This is a genomic window from Methylocystis sp. ATCC 49242 (genome assembly GCF_000188155.2).
Lineage (GTDB): Bacteria > Pseudomonadota > Alphaproteobacteria > Rhizobiales > Beijerinckiaceae > Methylocystis.
Genome location: NZ_KE124774.1, coordinates 4,196,578 through 4,210,330, shown reverse-complemented (window position 1 = coordinate 4,210,330; position 13,753 = coordinate 4,196,578). Strand labels below are relative to the sequence as shown.

Genomic DNA, 13,753 nt, shown 5'->3' with positions numbered 1-13,753 from the left:
GGCTCAGCCCGCGCTCTTGCCGCCCTCGATCGAGCGCACGTCGGCCGTCGATGGCGCCCTGATGCTCGAATTGAGCTTGCGCAGCATCGTCAGGCAGAGCTCTTTGACGGCCTCGTCCTTGATCGTGTCCGTGAGTCTGGCGACATGATAGAAGGCCATGGCGCGCTGGGAAACGAGATCCTCGTAGCTGAAAGGATCAGCCAATCCGTTCATTTCGTCGCTGGTGTCGTCGGACATTACGATACGTCGCCTCAAGGTTGAGCATCTCATATATGCGCCGCGGACCTGGATTCAAAGCTCGCAGGGCTTCGGGGGTCGAATTTCGGGGGACGGCCCTCCTTCCGCCCGCTCCCCAGACTTCTTGCGGAGCGTTCTCGCCGCGAAACAGCGCCACGATCCGGGCGCCCTTTACACTCGCCATCCGGCGCGGCCCGCGGCTATAAGCTGAGCGGCGTTGGAGGGACAAATATGGTCGGAGCGGACGACGGCGCACAGTGGGTCGATCATGAGTGGCGCGACGCGGTGCTTGCGGAGCTGCATGCGCGCCCTTTCCTGCCGCTGAAGGTTCCGCGCCGCATTTATCATTTCGCCTTCGCGACCAACCACCAGGAGGCCGCCGCCGATCGTGCGGCGGTCGAGCAGCTGGCGTGGAGCCAGGGCGCCAACGGGCCGGCGCCGGACGCGAAGTTTCATTATTTCATATTCGGCCAGTGGCGGCTGCGCTGGGAACAGCACACCGAATTCACCACCTACACCTGGTCGACGGCCCTCGACGCGGCGGCGCCTTTCAGCCACCCCGATCCGCTCGCCACGGGCGAGATTTCGTTCCGCCCGCCGGGCCGGGTCATCGTCAAGTCGCATCTTTGCGTCGTCGATCGCGACCGGCCGCTCGAGGAGCTTGCGGGCGTCTTCAATTCACAGAGCCTCTGCGTCATCGGCGTCGGCAAGGAATGCGCCAATGTGCTGACCGATTTCGCCGTCGATCCCTATGGCTTCACACGCTTCGCTATCCGCACGCTGCACGCCTCGACGCTGGAGGCGGGCCGCCTTGCGCAGCGCGTGCTGGAGGTCGAGACCTATCGCACCATGGCGCTGCTCGGCCTGCCGCTCGCGCGGGAAGTGTCGCCGCAACTGCGCGCCATGGAGCAGGACCTTTCCGCGATAACGCAGGCGCTCAGCGCGGGCCATGACCCGCGCGCCAATCAGGACCTGCTCAGGCGTCTGTCCGATCTTCTCGCCAGAAGCGAAGCGCTGTCGACGCGCACCGGTTTTCGCTTCGGGGCGAGCCGCGCCTACAACGCATTGGTGAAGAACCGGCTCGAGCTTCTTCAGGAGGCCAAGGAAGGCCAATATGTGACCTTCTCGAATTTCCTGAGCGCCCGCTTCGATCCGGCGATCGAAACCTGTAATGCGGTCGAGGCGCGGCAAATCCGCTTTTCCAGCGACGTCGGACGCGTGACCAATCTGATGCGCACCGGCGCGACGCTCGACATGGAGCGCCAGAACGGCGCGCTGCTCGACGACATGGTTCGCCGCACGCGTCTGCAAATGCGCCTGAACCGCATGGTGCAGGGCATATCCATGGCGGGCCTCGCCTATTATCTCGTCGGGCTTTTCGCTTATTTCGCCAAGGATTTGAAGGAATTGGGCCTGCTGCCCGCGGGAATGTCCGCCGAAAAAGCGGCGGCGCTGGCGCTGCCGGTGTCGCTGCTTATCGCCTGGGCCTACATGGCGCGCGTGCGGTTTCTGTCGAGCCGCGCGGCGAAGGAAGAACGGGTCGAATGACGCCAAACCTCAAGCTTTTGCTTGTTCTCGACAATTTTTTATGGGTACAGCTTTCATGTTAGCCATGCCTGGGCAGATTTTCGAGAGACGCTCTCATGTGGAGACTGGTCCGATCCATCGCTTTGCTGGTCGCTGCGGTTTCCGTCTGCGGCTGCCAGTCCGTCTCTCCGGCGGCCAATGTCATTAATCCCGGCGCGTCCGGCGGCGGCGGCTCGGCGCTCGACATTTTCTATGTCACCAACCGCGCGTCGATCGCGCGGGAAGACGGGACCGTCTCATACAACTCGGGGCGTTCACATGCGCTGGCGTTCGGCGAGGTGGCGGTGTCTGGCCGAGACGCCGACGCAGCGTTTGTCGCGCCGCCAGTCGAAATGGGCCGCTTCCCGGCGACGCCCTACGGGTTGGAGCGCGTGAAAGGCGGCATCCGGCGTGAGTCCGGGACCGTCGCGGCGCATGAACGCTCGGTGGCCGACATGCAGAGCGAGATCCAGCGCCGGCTCGCCGCGACGAGCCGCAAGGAGATCGTTGTCTTCGTCCATGGGTACAACAACAGTTTCGACGACGCGGCGAAATCCGCCGCGCAGCTTTGCAACGATCTCGGGCCGCAGGATTTCGTCTGCATCGCGCTGACATGGCCGGCCGGCGGATCGAAGGGCATCCTCTTCGGCTACAATGTCGATCGCGAATCCGGCGAGTTCGCCGTGATCGACATCCGCAAGGCCATTCGCGTCATCGCCGGCACGCCGGGGCTGAAGCGACTGCATTTCCTCGCCCACAGCCGCGGCACGGACGTGCTGACGTCGGCCCTGCAGCATCTCGGGATCGAAGCCTATGTGACGCAGGGTTCCCTGTCATCGCGGTTCAAGATCGCCAACGTCATCCTGGCCGCGCCCGACATCGACATCGACGTGGCCGTCGCAAGATTGTTCGGCGTCCCGTCGGATCCGGACCTGTCCTATGGCCGCGCGCCCCGGCGAAGCGTCGTCTTCAATCCCGGCCAGTTGCACTTCACCGTCTACTCATCGACTGGCGACAGGGCGTTGAGCCTGTCGAAGTTCCTGTTCGGCAGCCAGTTGCGCCTCGGCCTTCTCGACGCGCATGCAGATCCGGGTGAAACGAAATTCATGACTAACGCGGCGGGCGTCGCCGATTTCATTTCCTCACAGGGCGGCGGCGGTCTCATCGGGCACAGCTATTTCCTGTCCGATCCGGCTGTTCGCGCGGATCTCGTCGCGCTCATTCGCGACGGCAAAAAGGCGGGCGATCCGGGACGGTCGCTGGTGGAAGTGGAAAGACCCTTCTGGTACCTGCCCGACCGCCCGGTGACCACGCAGTGACTTCAAACCTCGACCTGGCCTTTTGTCTGGACTATGCCCCCGCGATGCGCAACAGAGGGTAGAGATAACCAAGCGCGAGCAATTCGAGGCTGTAATGACAACAATGAATGAAGGGATTTCCGGTCGACGAATGCAAACTTGCCGGAGGCTGTCGCGCGGCGCGATTGCGGGGCTGCTCGCGCTCGGCGCCGTTGCTGCGGCAAGCGCAGAGGAACGGCCCACGACGCCGCCCTCGGGCAAGATCAGCATTCACCAGGTGCAGGTCGCCTTCCTCGCATCGGGCGCCGTCGGCGGCGGCAAGCTGACCTACAAGGGCCGCACTTACAATTTCAAGCTGGGAGGGCTGGGCGTCGGCGGCATCGGCGCTTCGCGTCTCAATGCGTCCGGCGAAGTTTATGGACTCGATAATATTTCCGACTTCCCCGGCCCCTATGCCGCAATTCGTAGCGGATGGGCGCTGGGCGACATGGGCAAAGGCAGAATGTGGCTGCGCAACGCCAAGGGCGTCATGCTGAGTCTCGCGGGAAAACGAGAAGGCCTGCAGACGGCGCTTGGCGCCGAAGGCGTCGTGATCGAACTCGAATAGTCGGCGGAATCGGCGACAGCGCCCTATTCCACATCGAGCGGCGCGACGCCCTTCGGCGCGCCGTTCTCGCCGAGCGTGATCTTTTCGACGCGCGCTTCGGCCTCGGCGAGCAGTTTCTCGCAGCGCTCCTGAAGCGCCTTGCCGCGCGCGTAGAGCGTAACGGAATCATCGAGCGAAACCGAACCTTTTTCCAGTTCGCCGACGATGCGCTCGAGTTCCTGCATGGCTTTCTCGAACGGCATTGCCGCAATGTCCGCGCTCGCGTCCGCTGCTTTGCTGGTCATGGCTCCTCCTTCGCGCAGACGCGCTTGAAGCAAATTCCCCGAATTTGCTTTCGCTTCATGTTGTGTGGCGCGTTCGGACAAAAAACCGCATACGCTTTTTCCTGAACGCGCCTAGTGGTCGTAGGGCTCCGCATGGCCGACGATCCGCAGGATCGCCGGATATGCGTCGCGCATGCGCCGCTCGATTTCATCGACCGCCGTGTGAACCGTCTCGACAGATTCGGTCGGGTCGACGCGGCAATGATATTTGACGACCCATCCGCCGGAAGTGTCGCGCACACGCACGTCGTGCACGTCGGCGATATAGCCGACCGCCTCACTGCTGCGCACAAGCGCGGCCTCGATCTCCGCGACGACGGATGGGACGACGTCGCGGCCGGTCAGCACATGCGGCGCGAGCGGATCGATGTGAGTCTCGATCTCGACGTCGGCGCCGAATTCGTCACGGATCGCGCGCTCGAAATCGGTGGCGATCGCGTGCGCGCGGCTGATCGGCATGGCGCCGTCGAGTTCGATGTCGAGGCCGATCGACAATCGGTCGCCGATCTGTTGCGCGATGATGTGATGCGCGGAAAGATGCCGCCGCGCGGCGACGAGCATTGTGCGCTCCACAACCGTTTCGTCATCGAGCGCGCGCGCTTCGAGCGCAAGGGTGACGCGCGCCTGCGGCGCGACGGAAGCGATTGCTGCGCCGACCGCCTCCTTGATGCGCGCCGCCTGCTCGACGCGCAAGCCGCGCGCGACGCCGATCGTCGCTTCGCCGATCACATCGGCCCCGACAGTGCGCAGTCGCAGTTCGTCCAGAGATATGACGCCCGGCGCTTCGGAAATCGCCTTTTCGATCTCCGACGCAAGTTCGCCCGGCGCCGCGTCCAGTAGCGTGCTGATGGTGCGACGGCCAAGTCGATAACCGGCGACGGAAATGAAGGCCGCGACGCCGAAGGAGGCGATCGCGTCGCCCTGCATGAATCCGAAATGGGTGGCGACGATCCCGAGAAGCACGAGGATCGACGACAGCAGGTCGCTCGCGAAATGCAATGCATCGGCGGCGAGCGCGTCGCTGCGCTCCTCTTGCGCAATCGCGCCCAGTTGGCGCGAACGAACGAAATCGACGAGGATGGAAACGCCGAGCACGCCAAATACCGGCCAGCCGGCGTCGATCTCGACATGCGCTTCGCCCAGGCGGCGGATCGCCTCGCCGACGACGAGCAGGGCGAGGCCGAAGAGAAATCCGGTCTCGACGAGCGCGGCCAGCGCCTCGTATTTGCCATGTCCATAGTGATGCTCGGCGTCGGCGGGCTTCTCCGCCTCCCGCACCGCAAAATAGGTCAGCACGGTGGCGCCCGTGTCGACGAAGGCGTGGCCGGCCTCGGAGAGCAGCGCCAGCGAGCCCGACCACAGGCCGGCGGCAAGCTTGGCGCTCGCCAGCAGCGCGCTCGCCGCGATCGAGGCCTTGGCGGCGGCGACCTTGCGGCTCTGCCCGGCCGCCTCCGCTGTCGCGATATCTGTCATGGAATGGCCTCATCTGGCCGCAGGCTGGGGCTCATGCCGCATGACCTAGCAAGGCCGGCCCGCCGACGCAAACCGCGCGAACCCCGGCGCGGAGCGCTGCGAAAATGCTATGATGCGCCGCTTCAACCGGAGACCCATGATGAAGTTCCTGCATACAATGATACGGGTCGGCGATCTTGACCGTTCGCTGCATTTTTTCTGCGACATTCTCGGCCTGAAGGAAATCCGCCGCATGGAGAACGAGAAGGGCCGCTACACTCTGGTCTATCTCGCGGCGCCCGCCGACGCCGACCACGCGCGCGAGACCGACGCGCCATTGATCGAACTGACCTATAACTGGGACGAGCACGAATATGGCGGCGGGCGCAATTTCGGCCATCTCGCTTTTGCCGTAGACGACATCTACGAAGTCTGCTCGAGACTGCAAGCGGCCGGCGTGACAATCAACCGGCCGCCGCGCGACGGGCACATGGCCTTTGTGCGCACGCCCGATAATATCTCCATCGAGCTTCTGCAAAACGGAAAGTCGCTATCGCCCGCTGAGCCCTGGGCCTCGGCGCCGAATATTGGCGTGTGGTGAGATTTGCGCGCGGCGTTGGTGCCGCGCTGCACCATGCTTTTGCGTCGCACAGGCATGTGAGCGGGCGCAGCAACGAATTTTTTGAAAGCGCGGAAACTTCTATCGAAGTCGCGCGTTTACCCATGAGCGGCTCTGTAATGATGCGCGCGTTGAGTTCGAGGCGCGTCGATACGGGAGTCAACGCTGGTCGTCTTTCTGTCACAGGCGAGACGTAAAGCGGGCCGTGATGATGCGCTCCTTGACGGCGCGTCAGGGCAAAGCCGCGGTGAAGAATTCTCGCGGCGAGTCGTTCACCATAATAGAAATTCGAGGGATCGTTGGCAGATCTGACGATCTCCATACATGCAAGGTTCATGTTGAAGTTTTACAATCCAGAATGGAATCGCCCGACGACTGCCGAGGGCGGCGCCGGGACGAAGATAAAAGACGAAGGGCTGGAACAACAAGGAAAGCGGAGGTCGCCATGGTGATCGCGGATCTGATCCATTCCTGTTCCAACGAAATGGTCGCCAAGGCGGCGCTTTCGTGCATCGGTGGCCGCTTCGCCGAACGGGTCCGCGTCGCTGCCCATGAGAAGGGTGTGGAAGTTGGCAGATTCGTCGTCATCGTCGTTCGCGAATTCGCGCGCCGAGCTGACGATTCGGCTTTTGAAGCCCTTCGCGAAAAAATCTCTGGCGCTGATCAGCCCCTGCTCCATGGGCTGCGCGCTGTTCTCGAACCGGCATTGGAAGATAGCGCGCTTTTTTTCGATGACGAGGCGTCCATGGGGCGCCCCTATGTCGTCGGCGTGAGCTGCAAAGGAATGCATCAGCTCCACTGAACGGGCGCGCAACCGCGAACCCAACAAAAGCGGCGTCGTCAACGATGTCGCTTTTTCCTTTTTTGGGCCTATATCTTCGCGATACGCTCCATCGACCCGGAAAACATGACGCATCTTCTCGATCAGGCGCAGATCGCCGCAATTCTCTCCACCTATGGCTATTGGGCGATTTTCGTCATCGTCGCGATGGAGAGCGCGGGCCTGCCGTTACCGGGCGAGACCATGCTCGTGGGCGCGGCGATCTATGCGCGCCTGTCGGGCGCCATGTCGATCGAGACGATCGTTTTCGCCGCCGCGGCGGGCGCCATCGTCGGAGACAACGTCGGTTACTGGATCGGGCGAAATTTCGGCGTGAAGATGCTGGAGCGCCATGGACGCCGCATCGGCCTCGGGCCGGAGAAGCTGCGGCTCGGCCAATATCTCTTCTACAAATGGGGCGGGGCGATCGTTTTCTTCGGCCGCTTCATCTCGATCCTGCGAATCCTGGCTGCGCTGCTGGCCGGCGCCAATCGCGTGCCGCCGGGACGCTTCATGTTCTACAATGCGACGGGCGGCGTCGTGTGGGCGGCGGTCTTCGGTTTCGGCGCCTTTTCTCTCACCGCCAGCTTCCAGAAGGTCGAAGGCTCGATCACGACGACGGCGGGCATTGCGCTTCTCGTCGGGCTATTCCTGCTTTGGCGTTATTACAAGCAACATGAGCAGCGCCTGATGCGCCAGGCCGATGACGTGATGAGCCAGCGCGCCGAACCGTGACTATTCGAAGAGGGGTCCGCGTCTCGCGGTCGCCAGGGCGCGATCGAGATCGCGGGCGAGTTCGGCTTTCTGCTCAGGGCCGAGAAAGGCGCCGATTTCGACGATCTCCCCGCGCGAAACCAGCGCCACGCTCTGCGTGCCGAACTCCTCGTGCACATCCTGCTGCAGCCGCACCCACGATGGGTTGAATCGCCACTCGCGCCGCCGCCCGCCGACGTCCACCCGCGCGAAAACCAGCTCCAGCGCGGTCAGGTCGAGCGTCTCATAGGCGCCGGCGGAGCGAAAGCTGATTCGGAAGGCGATATAGAGCGCCAGCGCGTCGAGCCCCATGAAGCCCGCGACCGGCCAGGCGCCCATGAAGAGAAAGGGCAGCGCGAAAACGAGTTGCGCGACGCAATAGACGACGATGAACAGATAGAAGGCGCGCGGCGTCATCGAGCGATGCGGCGAAAGCCGCGCTTCATAGATTTTTCGCTCGAACGGGTCGGACATCCCTGCTGCCCAGCGCTTTCGCCTCTGCGAAGACAAAGATATAACGCGCCAATGGCGGTAAAAACCACCCAAAATCGAAAACGCGCGGCGCGGCGGCGGCTACCGGCGGCCGAGGCCGCGCGCGTCGAGGCGATTTTTGCCCGGCTGCGCGAGGCCAATCCGGAGCCCAAGGGCGAGCTTTACTATACGAATCCGTTCATCCTGCTCGTCGCCGTCGTGCTCTCCGCGCAGGCGACGGACGCCGGCGTCAACAAGGCGACGCCCGCGCTTTTCGCCATGGCCGACACTGCGGAAAAAATGGTCGCGCTCGGCGAGGACCGGGTGCGCGAAGCGATCAAGACGATCGGGCTGTTTCGCTCCAAGGCGAAGAATGTCGTCGCCCTGTCGCAGCTGCTCATCGAGCGCCATGGCGGCGACGTGCCGCGCACGCGCGAGGAGCTGACGGCGCTTCCCGGCGTGGGCCGAAAGACGGCGAATGTCGTGCTCAACATCGCCTATCACCAGCCGGTGATCGCGGTGGACACGCATATCTTTCGCGTCTCCAACCGCCTTCCGCTCGCGAAAGGCGCGACGCCCGAGGCGGTCGAGGCGGGCCTGGAGTCCATCGTGCCGGAGGAATATCTCCTGCACGCCCATCATTGGCTGATCCTGCACGGGCGCTATGTGTGCAAGGCGCGCAAGCCGGAATGTCCGCGTTGCCTGATCAACGATCTTTGCCGCTTCAAGGGGAAGACGGTCTGACCCACGCCATGTGACTTCCTCTCTTGCCGCGCTCCCGTGGCGAGATAAGCTCGACCGCAATGGGTAACGAACAAGGGAGCGCCCAATGCTGAAGAAATCCGCCATCGCCATCGCCTGCCTGTTTGCGGCGGGGGCCGCCCGCGCCGATGGCGTCGACCTCAAGGGCTTTCACGCCAAGGTGAAAGCGGAACTCGCCGACCTCGGACATCTCTCCGAACTCAACGGCAAATATCGCATCCGGGTGACGGAAGTGAGCATGGACCCTGCGGGCTACATGCATGCGCATCATCACATCGGTCCGGGCCTGCGTTGCATCACCTCCGGCGAACTGACCTATGAGATCGGCGGCAAGACGACCGTCTACAAGCCCGGCGACTGCTTCACCGAGACAGGCGCCATGACACATGAATCGAGCAACGCGGGATCGGTTCCCGTCGTGCTCCTGAACTTCGAGCTGCTGCCGGCCTCGCTGCCCGAGGGCAAGGGATCGCTGATGCCCGTGCCGCCGCATGACGCGGACCATTCGCACCCGGCCCAATAAAGGGCGGGAAAGGCGCGGCTCAGTCGGCCGATCTGATCGTCGCCGCATCGGCGCCGTTCCATCGGCAGATCAGGCCGCCGCGTCGCGCCTCCAGAACCGACACGAGCGCGACGACGCCGCCCTGCGCGCCAACCTCTTCGACCCGCGTCGTCACGTCTGCGGGCGAGAAGCGCTCGGGGCGGCCCGCAGCTGCGGCGGCCTGATTGCAGGCCTCCAGCAGATCGCCGCGGGCACGGCCCTCGATCGGCGCCAGGCGTTCTTTTTCGTCTTTCGGGACGAGTAGCCAGATGAGGAGAGTCGCGACGGCGGCCAAGGCCAGCAGAACGCCCCACCTGATCATTGCGCGCCTCCCTCTAAAGCGTCTTTCCCAATCGCCCGGCCAGATCGAGCACATATTGCCACGCCACGCGCCCCGAGCGGGCGCCGCGCGTCATGGACCATTCGAGCGCCTCGGCGCGGATGGTCGCCTCGGGCGCGTCCAGCCCGTAATGGCGGGCGTAGCCGAAGACCATGGCGAGATAATCGTCCTGACTGCAATTGTGGAAGCCGATCCAAAGGCCGAAACGATCGGAGAGCGAGACCTTCTCCTCGATGACCTCGCCGGGGTTGATCGCCGTCGCCGCCTCATTCTCCATCATGTCGCGCGGCATGAGGTGGCGGCGGTTGGAGGTGGCGTAGAAGAGCACGTTTTTCGGCCGCCCCTCCACGCCGCCCTCGAGCGCGGTTTTCAGCGCCTTGTAGCTCGTCTCCGGCCCGTCGAAGGAAAGATCGTCGCAAAAGACGATGAACTGGAACGGCGCGCCAGCCAAGGCGCCGAGGAGGTCCGGCAGCGCCTCGATGTCCTCGCGATGGATTTCGACGAGCTTGAGGCGCCCCTCCCCGGCCAGAGCGCCATGCACGGATTTCACCAGCGACGACTTGCCCATGCCCCGCGCGCCCCACAGCAACGCATTGTTGGCGGGCAACCCTTTCGCGAAGCGGCTGGTGTTGACGAAAAGAATGTCGCGCTGGAGGTCGATCCCCTCCAAAAGGTCAATGTCGACGCGATTGACGCGGGGCACCGGATGAAACGCCCCGCCCGCCGCGCGCCAGACGAAAGCCTCCGCGGCGGAGAAATCCGGGGGCGGCGGCGCGGGCGGCGCGAGGCGCTCGAGGGCGTCGGCGATACGGGCGAGACAAGCGGCGACATCCTTCTTCGACATGAACGGTCCCTGACGTCTGGGGCTGATTTACCGGGCCAGCCGGATTATACCGTAGCGCAGCAGCCGCCTAGACGGCCAAGCAAGGAAACGCCTTTTGACGCCCGACGCCGCCTCCCTCATCGACCGCGCGAAAGTCATCATCGACCCTGCCGACCCCGAAAGGGCGCAGAAGGGGCTCGAACGGGCGCTGGAGAAGGACGCCGTCGCTGGGGGCGCGCTGGCGGCGGTCATGGCGGAGCGCCCGAAAGCGCGCGACCTGCTTTTCGGCGTGTTTGGCTCCTCGCCCTATCTTACCGATCTCGCAACGCGCGATCCGGCTCGCCTCGCCGCCGCGTTGACCTGCGATCCGGCGCAGCGCGTTGCGCAACTCATCGAGGCGACGCGGGCGATAGAGACCGACGATGAAGCGGCGTTGATGCGCGAATTACGGCTCGTCAAGCAGGAGGCGGCGCTCGTCATCGCCATCGCCGATCTCTCCAAGGTCTGGGAGACGCTGCAGGCGACCGAGGCGCTCACCCGCATCGCCGACGCCACGCTTTCCGCCGCCGTCCGCTTCACGCTGCGCGCAGCCTCTCTCGCCGGCAAGATCGAACTCGCCGACATACGCGATCCGGAGCGCGGCTCCGGCTGGATCTTTCTGGGCATGGGCAAAGGCGGCGCCTACGAACTCAATTATTCCTCCGACATCGACCTCGTCGTCTTCTTCGACCGCTCGCGCGCGCGGCTCGCCGACCCCTCAGAGGACGTCGATTTCTTCGTGAAAATGACGAAGCGCATCGTCAAGATCATGAGCGAGCGCACGAGCGACGGCTACGTGTTCCGCACCGATCTGCGCCTGCGCCCCGATCCCGGCGCGACGCCAATCGCAATCCCGTTGGAGGCGGCGCTCAGTTACTACGAAAGCATGGGCCAGAACTGGGAGCGCGCGGCTTTCATCAAGGCGCGGCCCGTCGCGGGCGATATTTTCGCGGGCGAAGAGTTTCTCAAGGAGCTCGCGCCTTTCGTATGGCGCAAATATTTCGACTTCGCGGCCATCGCCGACGTTCATTCGATCAAGCGGCAGATCCACACCCACAAGGGCCATGGGAAGATCGCCGTCGTCGGCCACAACATAAAACTCGGCCGCGGCGGCATTCGAGAGATCGAATTCTTCACGCAGACGCAGCAGCTCATCACCGGCGGGCGCGACAAGAGCCTGCGCGGGCGCGCGACGCTTCCCATGCTCGATCAGCTTGTCGACAGCGGCTGGGTGGAGGCGCGGGCGCGTGACGAATTGCGCGAGGCCTATCTCTTCCTGCGCGACGTCGAACATCGCATCCAGATGGTCGCGGACGAGCAGAAGCATACGCTTCCCGACACGGAAGAAGGCGTCGCCAACATCGGACGCATGATGGGATTCGCCGGCTACGCCGATTTCGCCGAGGCGTTGCTGAAGCGGCTGGACATCGTGCAGGGACACTATGCGCGCCTCTTCGAAAGCGCGCCGGAGCTTACTTCCGAGACCGGCAATCTCGTCTTCACGGGAGACGACGACGATCCGGGCACGATCGAGACGCTCGCCAATATGGGCTTCGCGAATCCGAAGACCGTCACCGCGACGATCCGCGGCTGGCACTTCGGCCGCTATGCCGCAACGCGTTCGACGGTTGCGCGCGAGCGCCTCACCGAACTCACGCCCAAACTGCTCGAAGCGCTGGCGGCGACGGAGAACGCCGATCAGGCCTTTCTCGCTTTCGACAAGCTGATCTCGAAATTGCCGGCGGGCGTGCAGCTTTTTTCGCTGCTCGTCTCTCAGCCGCGGCTGCTAAATCTCCTCGCCGCGATAACCGGTTCGGCGCCGAAGCTTTCGCAGACCATTTCGCGCCGTCCGCGCGTGCTCGACGCGCTGATGGAGCCCGCCTTCTTCGAGACCGTGCCGACGCAGGCCGAACTGGAGCAGCGTCTCGCGGCGCAATTCGGCGAAGCCAGCTCTTACGAAGACGCGCTCGATCGCGCGCGCATTTTCGGACAGGAGCAAAAATTCCTCATCGGCGTCCGCGTGCTCACCGGCTCCGTGTCCGTCGCGGAGGCCGGCCAGGCCTACACGCGGCTCGCGGAAACGCTGATCTCGGGTCTTTTCCAGCGCGTCTGCGAGGAGTTCGAAAAGGCGCATGGCCGCATCGAGGGCGGCGCGGCGGCGGTCGTCGCCATGGGGAAACTCGGCGGCCGCGAGATGACCGCCGCATCCGACCTCGACCTCATGCTGCTTTACGACGCCGATCCGCTCGCGGAGTCCGTCGGCGGCGAGCGCTCGGTCTCCACGCCGCAATATTACGCCCGCCTCACCCAGCGCCTCATCACCGCGCTGTCGGCGCCGACCGCGGAGGGCCTGCTCTACGAAACCGACTTCCGCCTGCGCCCCTCGGGCAACAAGGGGCCGATCGCGGTCAGCCTCAGGGCTTTCGCCGATTATCAGGAGAACGAGGCCTGGACATGGGAGCACATGGCGCTCACCCGCGCCCGCGCTCTCTCGGGACCAGCGGATTTCTCCGTCCGTGTCGAAGAGGCGATCCGCACGGCGCTGACGCTTCCGCGCAGCCCGGAAAAACTCAAGTCCGACGTGCTCGCGATGCGCCGGTTGATCGAAAAGGAAAAGGGTTCAACGAGCCCCTGGGAGGTGAAACAGGTTGCGGGCGGGCTTATCGACATCGAATTTCTGGCGCAATATCTGATGCTGCTGCACGGGCGCCAACACCCCGAAGTCTTTTCGACCACGACGCCCGACGCCCTGCAGAAACTCCGCGACGCCGCCTTGCTCGACGCAGGAGCGGCCGAGGCGCTGATCGCCGCCTACCGCCTCTATCAGGGCCTCATGCAGCTGCTGCGCCTCGCCGTCGACGACGCCTTCCGCCCCGCGGACGCGCCGCGCGGCCTCGCCGAACTCCTGCTTCGCGTCGGGGACTCGCCCAACCTCTCGCATCTCGAGGCGCTGCTGGGCGAAACGGAAAAAAAGACGCGCGAGATATTTGTCAACATCGTCGGGCCGGTTCGGGGCGCGCAGCTTTCGGGCGGAAGGGAGTTGTCAGAGACGCCGCCTCGGGCATAGATACGCCAAATTCGTCACGCAGGAACCTTTCACGC

15 protein-coding genes are annotated in these 13,753 nt (G+C 64.2%); 8 read left to right on the top strand and 7 right to left on the bottom strand.

All coding sequences use genetic code 11. The features are described 5' to 3' along the window. Positions 1–3: 3 nt before the first annotated feature. Positions 4–237, bottom strand: a complete 234-nt coding sequence (locus MET49242_RS22535; RefSeq protein ID WP_036286301.1) for a hypothetical protein — start codon at positions 235–237, stop codon at positions 4–6. Between the two features lie 231 nt (positions 238–468). Here MET49242_RS22535 and MET49242_RS22530 point away from each other — a divergent pair, with 231 nt between their 5' ends. The 3 genes from MET49242_RS22530 to MET49242_RS22520 all read left to right on the top strand — a co-directional run bounded on the left by MET49242_RS22530 (position 469) and on the right by MET49242_RS22520 (position 3,708). Beyond that, complete coding sequence (locus MET49242_RS22530; protein WP_036286300.1) at positions 469–1,785, top strand: DUF3422 family protein; 1,317 nt, start codon at positions 469–471, stop codon at positions 1,783–1,785. A gap of 95 nt (positions 1,786–1,880) precedes the next feature. Next, entirely contained in the window at positions 1,881–3,122 is a 1,242-nt protein-coding gene (locus MET49242_RS22525; protein ID WP_051134423.1) for an alpha/beta hydrolase, read from the top strand. Positions 3,123–3,216: 94 nt separating this feature from the next. Continuing rightward, a complete protein-coding gene (locus MET49242_RS22520; RefSeq protein WP_144259774.1) occupies positions 3,217–3,708 on the top strand; it encodes a hypothetical protein in 492 nt (163 codons plus the stop codon). 23 nt (positions 3,709–3,731) lie between these two features. On the opposite strand, the gene MET49242_RS22515 is transcribed toward MET49242_RS22520, so the two are convergent. Next, positions 3,732–3,992, bottom strand: coding sequence for an exodeoxyribonuclease VII small subunit (locus tag MET49242_RS22515; protein WP_036286296.1), 261 nt, complete (start codon positions 3,990–3,992; stop codon positions 3,732–3,734). Positions 3,993–4,103: 111 nt separating this feature from the next. Further along, a complete protein-coding gene (locus MET49242_RS22510; protein WP_036286295.1) occupies positions 4,104–5,504 on the bottom strand; it encodes a cation diffusion facilitator family transporter in 1,401 nt (466 codons plus the stop codon). Positions 5,505–5,643: 139 nt separating this feature from the next. Here MET49242_RS22510 and gloA point away from each other — a divergent pair, with 139 nt between their 5' ends. Then, positions 5,644–6,084 (top strand): lactoylglutathione lyase, encoded by a 441-nt coding sequence (gloA, locus tag MET49242_RS22505; RefSeq protein WP_036289264.1) that lies wholly within the window; start codon positions 5,644–5,646, stop codon positions 6,082–6,084. A 364-nt stretch (positions 6,085–6,448) separates the two neighbouring features. Here gloA and MET49242_RS25670 read toward each other — a convergent pair whose 3' ends face one another. Continuing rightward, on the bottom strand, positions 6,449–7,018 hold the full coding sequence (locus MET49242_RS25670; protein ID WP_158497356.1) for a hypothetical protein: 570 nt from the start codon (positions 7,016–7,018) through the stop codon (positions 6,449–6,451). Here MET49242_RS25670 and MET49242_RS22495 point away from each other — a divergent pair. Beyond that, a complete protein-coding gene (locus tag MET49242_RS22495; protein WP_036286292.1) occupies positions 7,010–7,657 on the top strand; it encodes a DedA family protein in 648 nt (215 codons plus the stop codon). The two genes, MET49242_RS25670 and MET49242_RS22495, sit on opposite strands and share 9 nt — an antisense overlap. On the opposite strand, the gene MET49242_RS22490 is transcribed toward MET49242_RS22495, so the two are convergent. Beyond that, on the bottom strand, positions 7,658–8,149 hold the full coding sequence (locus MET49242_RS22490; RefSeq protein ID WP_036286290.1) for a DUF2244 domain-containing protein: 492 nt from the start codon (positions 8,147–8,149) through the stop codon (positions 7,658–7,660). A 51-nt stretch (positions 8,150–8,200) separates the two neighbouring features. Here MET49242_RS22490 and nth point away from each other — a divergent pair, with 51 nt between their 5' ends. Together nth and MET49242_RS22480 are read left to right on the top strand one after the other, a co-directional pair. Further along, positions 8,201–8,890 (top strand): endonuclease III, encoded by a 690-nt coding sequence (gene nth / locus MET49242_RS22485; RefSeq protein WP_036286288.1) that lies wholly within the window; start codon positions 8,201–8,203, stop codon positions 8,888–8,890. Positions 8,891–8,975: 85 nt separating this feature from the next. Then, positions 8,976–9,431 carry a cupin domain-containing protein gene (locus tag MET49242_RS22480; protein WP_051134422.1) on the top strand — a complete coding sequence of 152 codons (456 nt, stop codon included), beginning with the start codon at positions 8,976–8,978 and terminating at the stop codon, positions 9,429–9,431. A gap of 19 nt (positions 9,432–9,450) precedes the next feature. Here the strand turns inward: MET49242_RS22480 and MET49242_RS22475 are convergent, their stop codons facing one another. Beyond that, positions 9,451–9,771 carry a hypothetical protein gene (locus tag MET49242_RS22475; RefSeq protein WP_036286285.1) on the bottom strand — a complete coding sequence of 107 codons (321 nt, stop codon included), beginning with the start codon at positions 9,769–9,771 and terminating at the stop codon, positions 9,451–9,453. A gap of 13 nt (positions 9,772–9,784) precedes the next feature. After that, the gene (locus tag MET49242_RS22470) at positions 9,785–10,633 is read right to left on the bottom strand and encodes an ATP-binding protein (RefSeq protein ID WP_036286283.1); all 849 of its coding nucleotides are present in this window, start codon (positions 10,631–10,633) and stop codon (positions 9,785–9,787) included. Between the two features lie 94 nt (positions 10,634–10,727). On the opposite strand from MET49242_RS22470, the gene MET49242_RS22465 reads away from it, so the two are divergent. Beyond that, positions 10,728–13,718 carry a bifunctional [glutamine synthetase] adenylyltransferase/[glutamine synthetase]-adenylyl-L-tyrosine phosphorylase gene (locus tag MET49242_RS22465; protein ID WP_036286281.1) on the top strand — a complete coding sequence of 997 codons (2,991 nt, stop codon included), beginning with the start codon at positions 10,728–10,730 and terminating at the stop codon, positions 13,716–13,718. The last annotated feature ends 35 nt before the right edge of the window (positions 13,719–13,753 follow it).

Excerpts from the sequence above, each read along its gene's own strand:
- MET49242_RS22495 (WP_036286292.1), top strand. The coding sequence starts at position 7,010 with ATGACGCATCTTCTCGATCAGGCGCAGATCGCCGCAATTCTCTCCACC.
- MET49242_RS22490 (WP_036286290.1), bottom strand. The coding sequence starts at position 8,149 with ATGTCCGACCCGTTCGAGCGAAAAATCTATGAAGCGCGGCTTTCGCCG.
- MET49242_RS22520 (WP_144259774.1), top strand. The coding sequence starts at position 3,217 with ATGACAACAATGAATGAAGGGATTTCCGGTCGACGAATGCAAACTTGC.
- MET49242_RS22515 (WP_036286296.1), bottom strand. The coding sequence starts at position 3,992 with ATGACCAGCAAAGCAGCGGACGCGAGCGCGGACATTGCGGCAATGCCG.
- MET49242_RS25670 (WP_158497356.1), bottom strand. The coding sequence starts at position 7,018 with ATGCGTCATGTTTTCCGGGTCGATGGAGCGTATCGCGAAGATATAGGC.
- MET49242_RS22475 (WP_036286285.1), bottom strand. The coding sequence starts at position 9,771 with ATGATCAGGTGGGGCGTTCTGCTGGCCTTGGCCGCCGTCGCGACTCTC.
- MET49242_RS22470 (WP_036286283.1), bottom strand. The coding sequence starts at position 10,633 with ATGTCGAAGAAGGATGTCGCCGCTTGTCTCGCCCGTATCGCCGACGCC.
- MET49242_RS22480 (WP_051134422.1), top strand. The coding sequence starts at position 8,976 with ATGCTGAAGAAATCCGCCATCGCCATCGCCTGCCTGTTTGCGGCGGGG.
- MET49242_RS22535 (WP_036286301.1), bottom strand. The coding sequence starts at position 237 with ATGTCCGACGACACCAGCGACGAAATGAACGGATTGGCTGATCCTTTC.
- gloA (WP_036289264.1), top strand. The coding sequence starts at position 5,644 with ATGAAGTTCCTGCATACAATGATACGGGTCGGCGATCTTGACCGTTCG.
- MET49242_RS22510 (WP_036286295.1), bottom strand. The coding sequence starts at position 5,504 with ATGACAGATATCGCGACAGCGGAGGCGGCCGGGCAGAGCCGCAAGGTC.
- MET49242_RS22530 (WP_036286300.1), top strand. The coding sequence starts at position 469 with ATGGTCGGAGCGGACGACGGCGCACAGTGGGTCGATCATGAGTGGCGC.
- MET49242_RS22525 (WP_051134423.1), top strand. The coding sequence starts at position 1,881 with ATGTGGAGACTGGTCCGATCCATCGCTTTGCTGGTCGCTGCGGTTTCC.
- nth (WP_036286288.1), top strand. The coding sequence starts at position 8,201 with ATGGCGGTAAAAACCACCCAAAATCGAAAACGCGCGGCGCGGCGGCGG.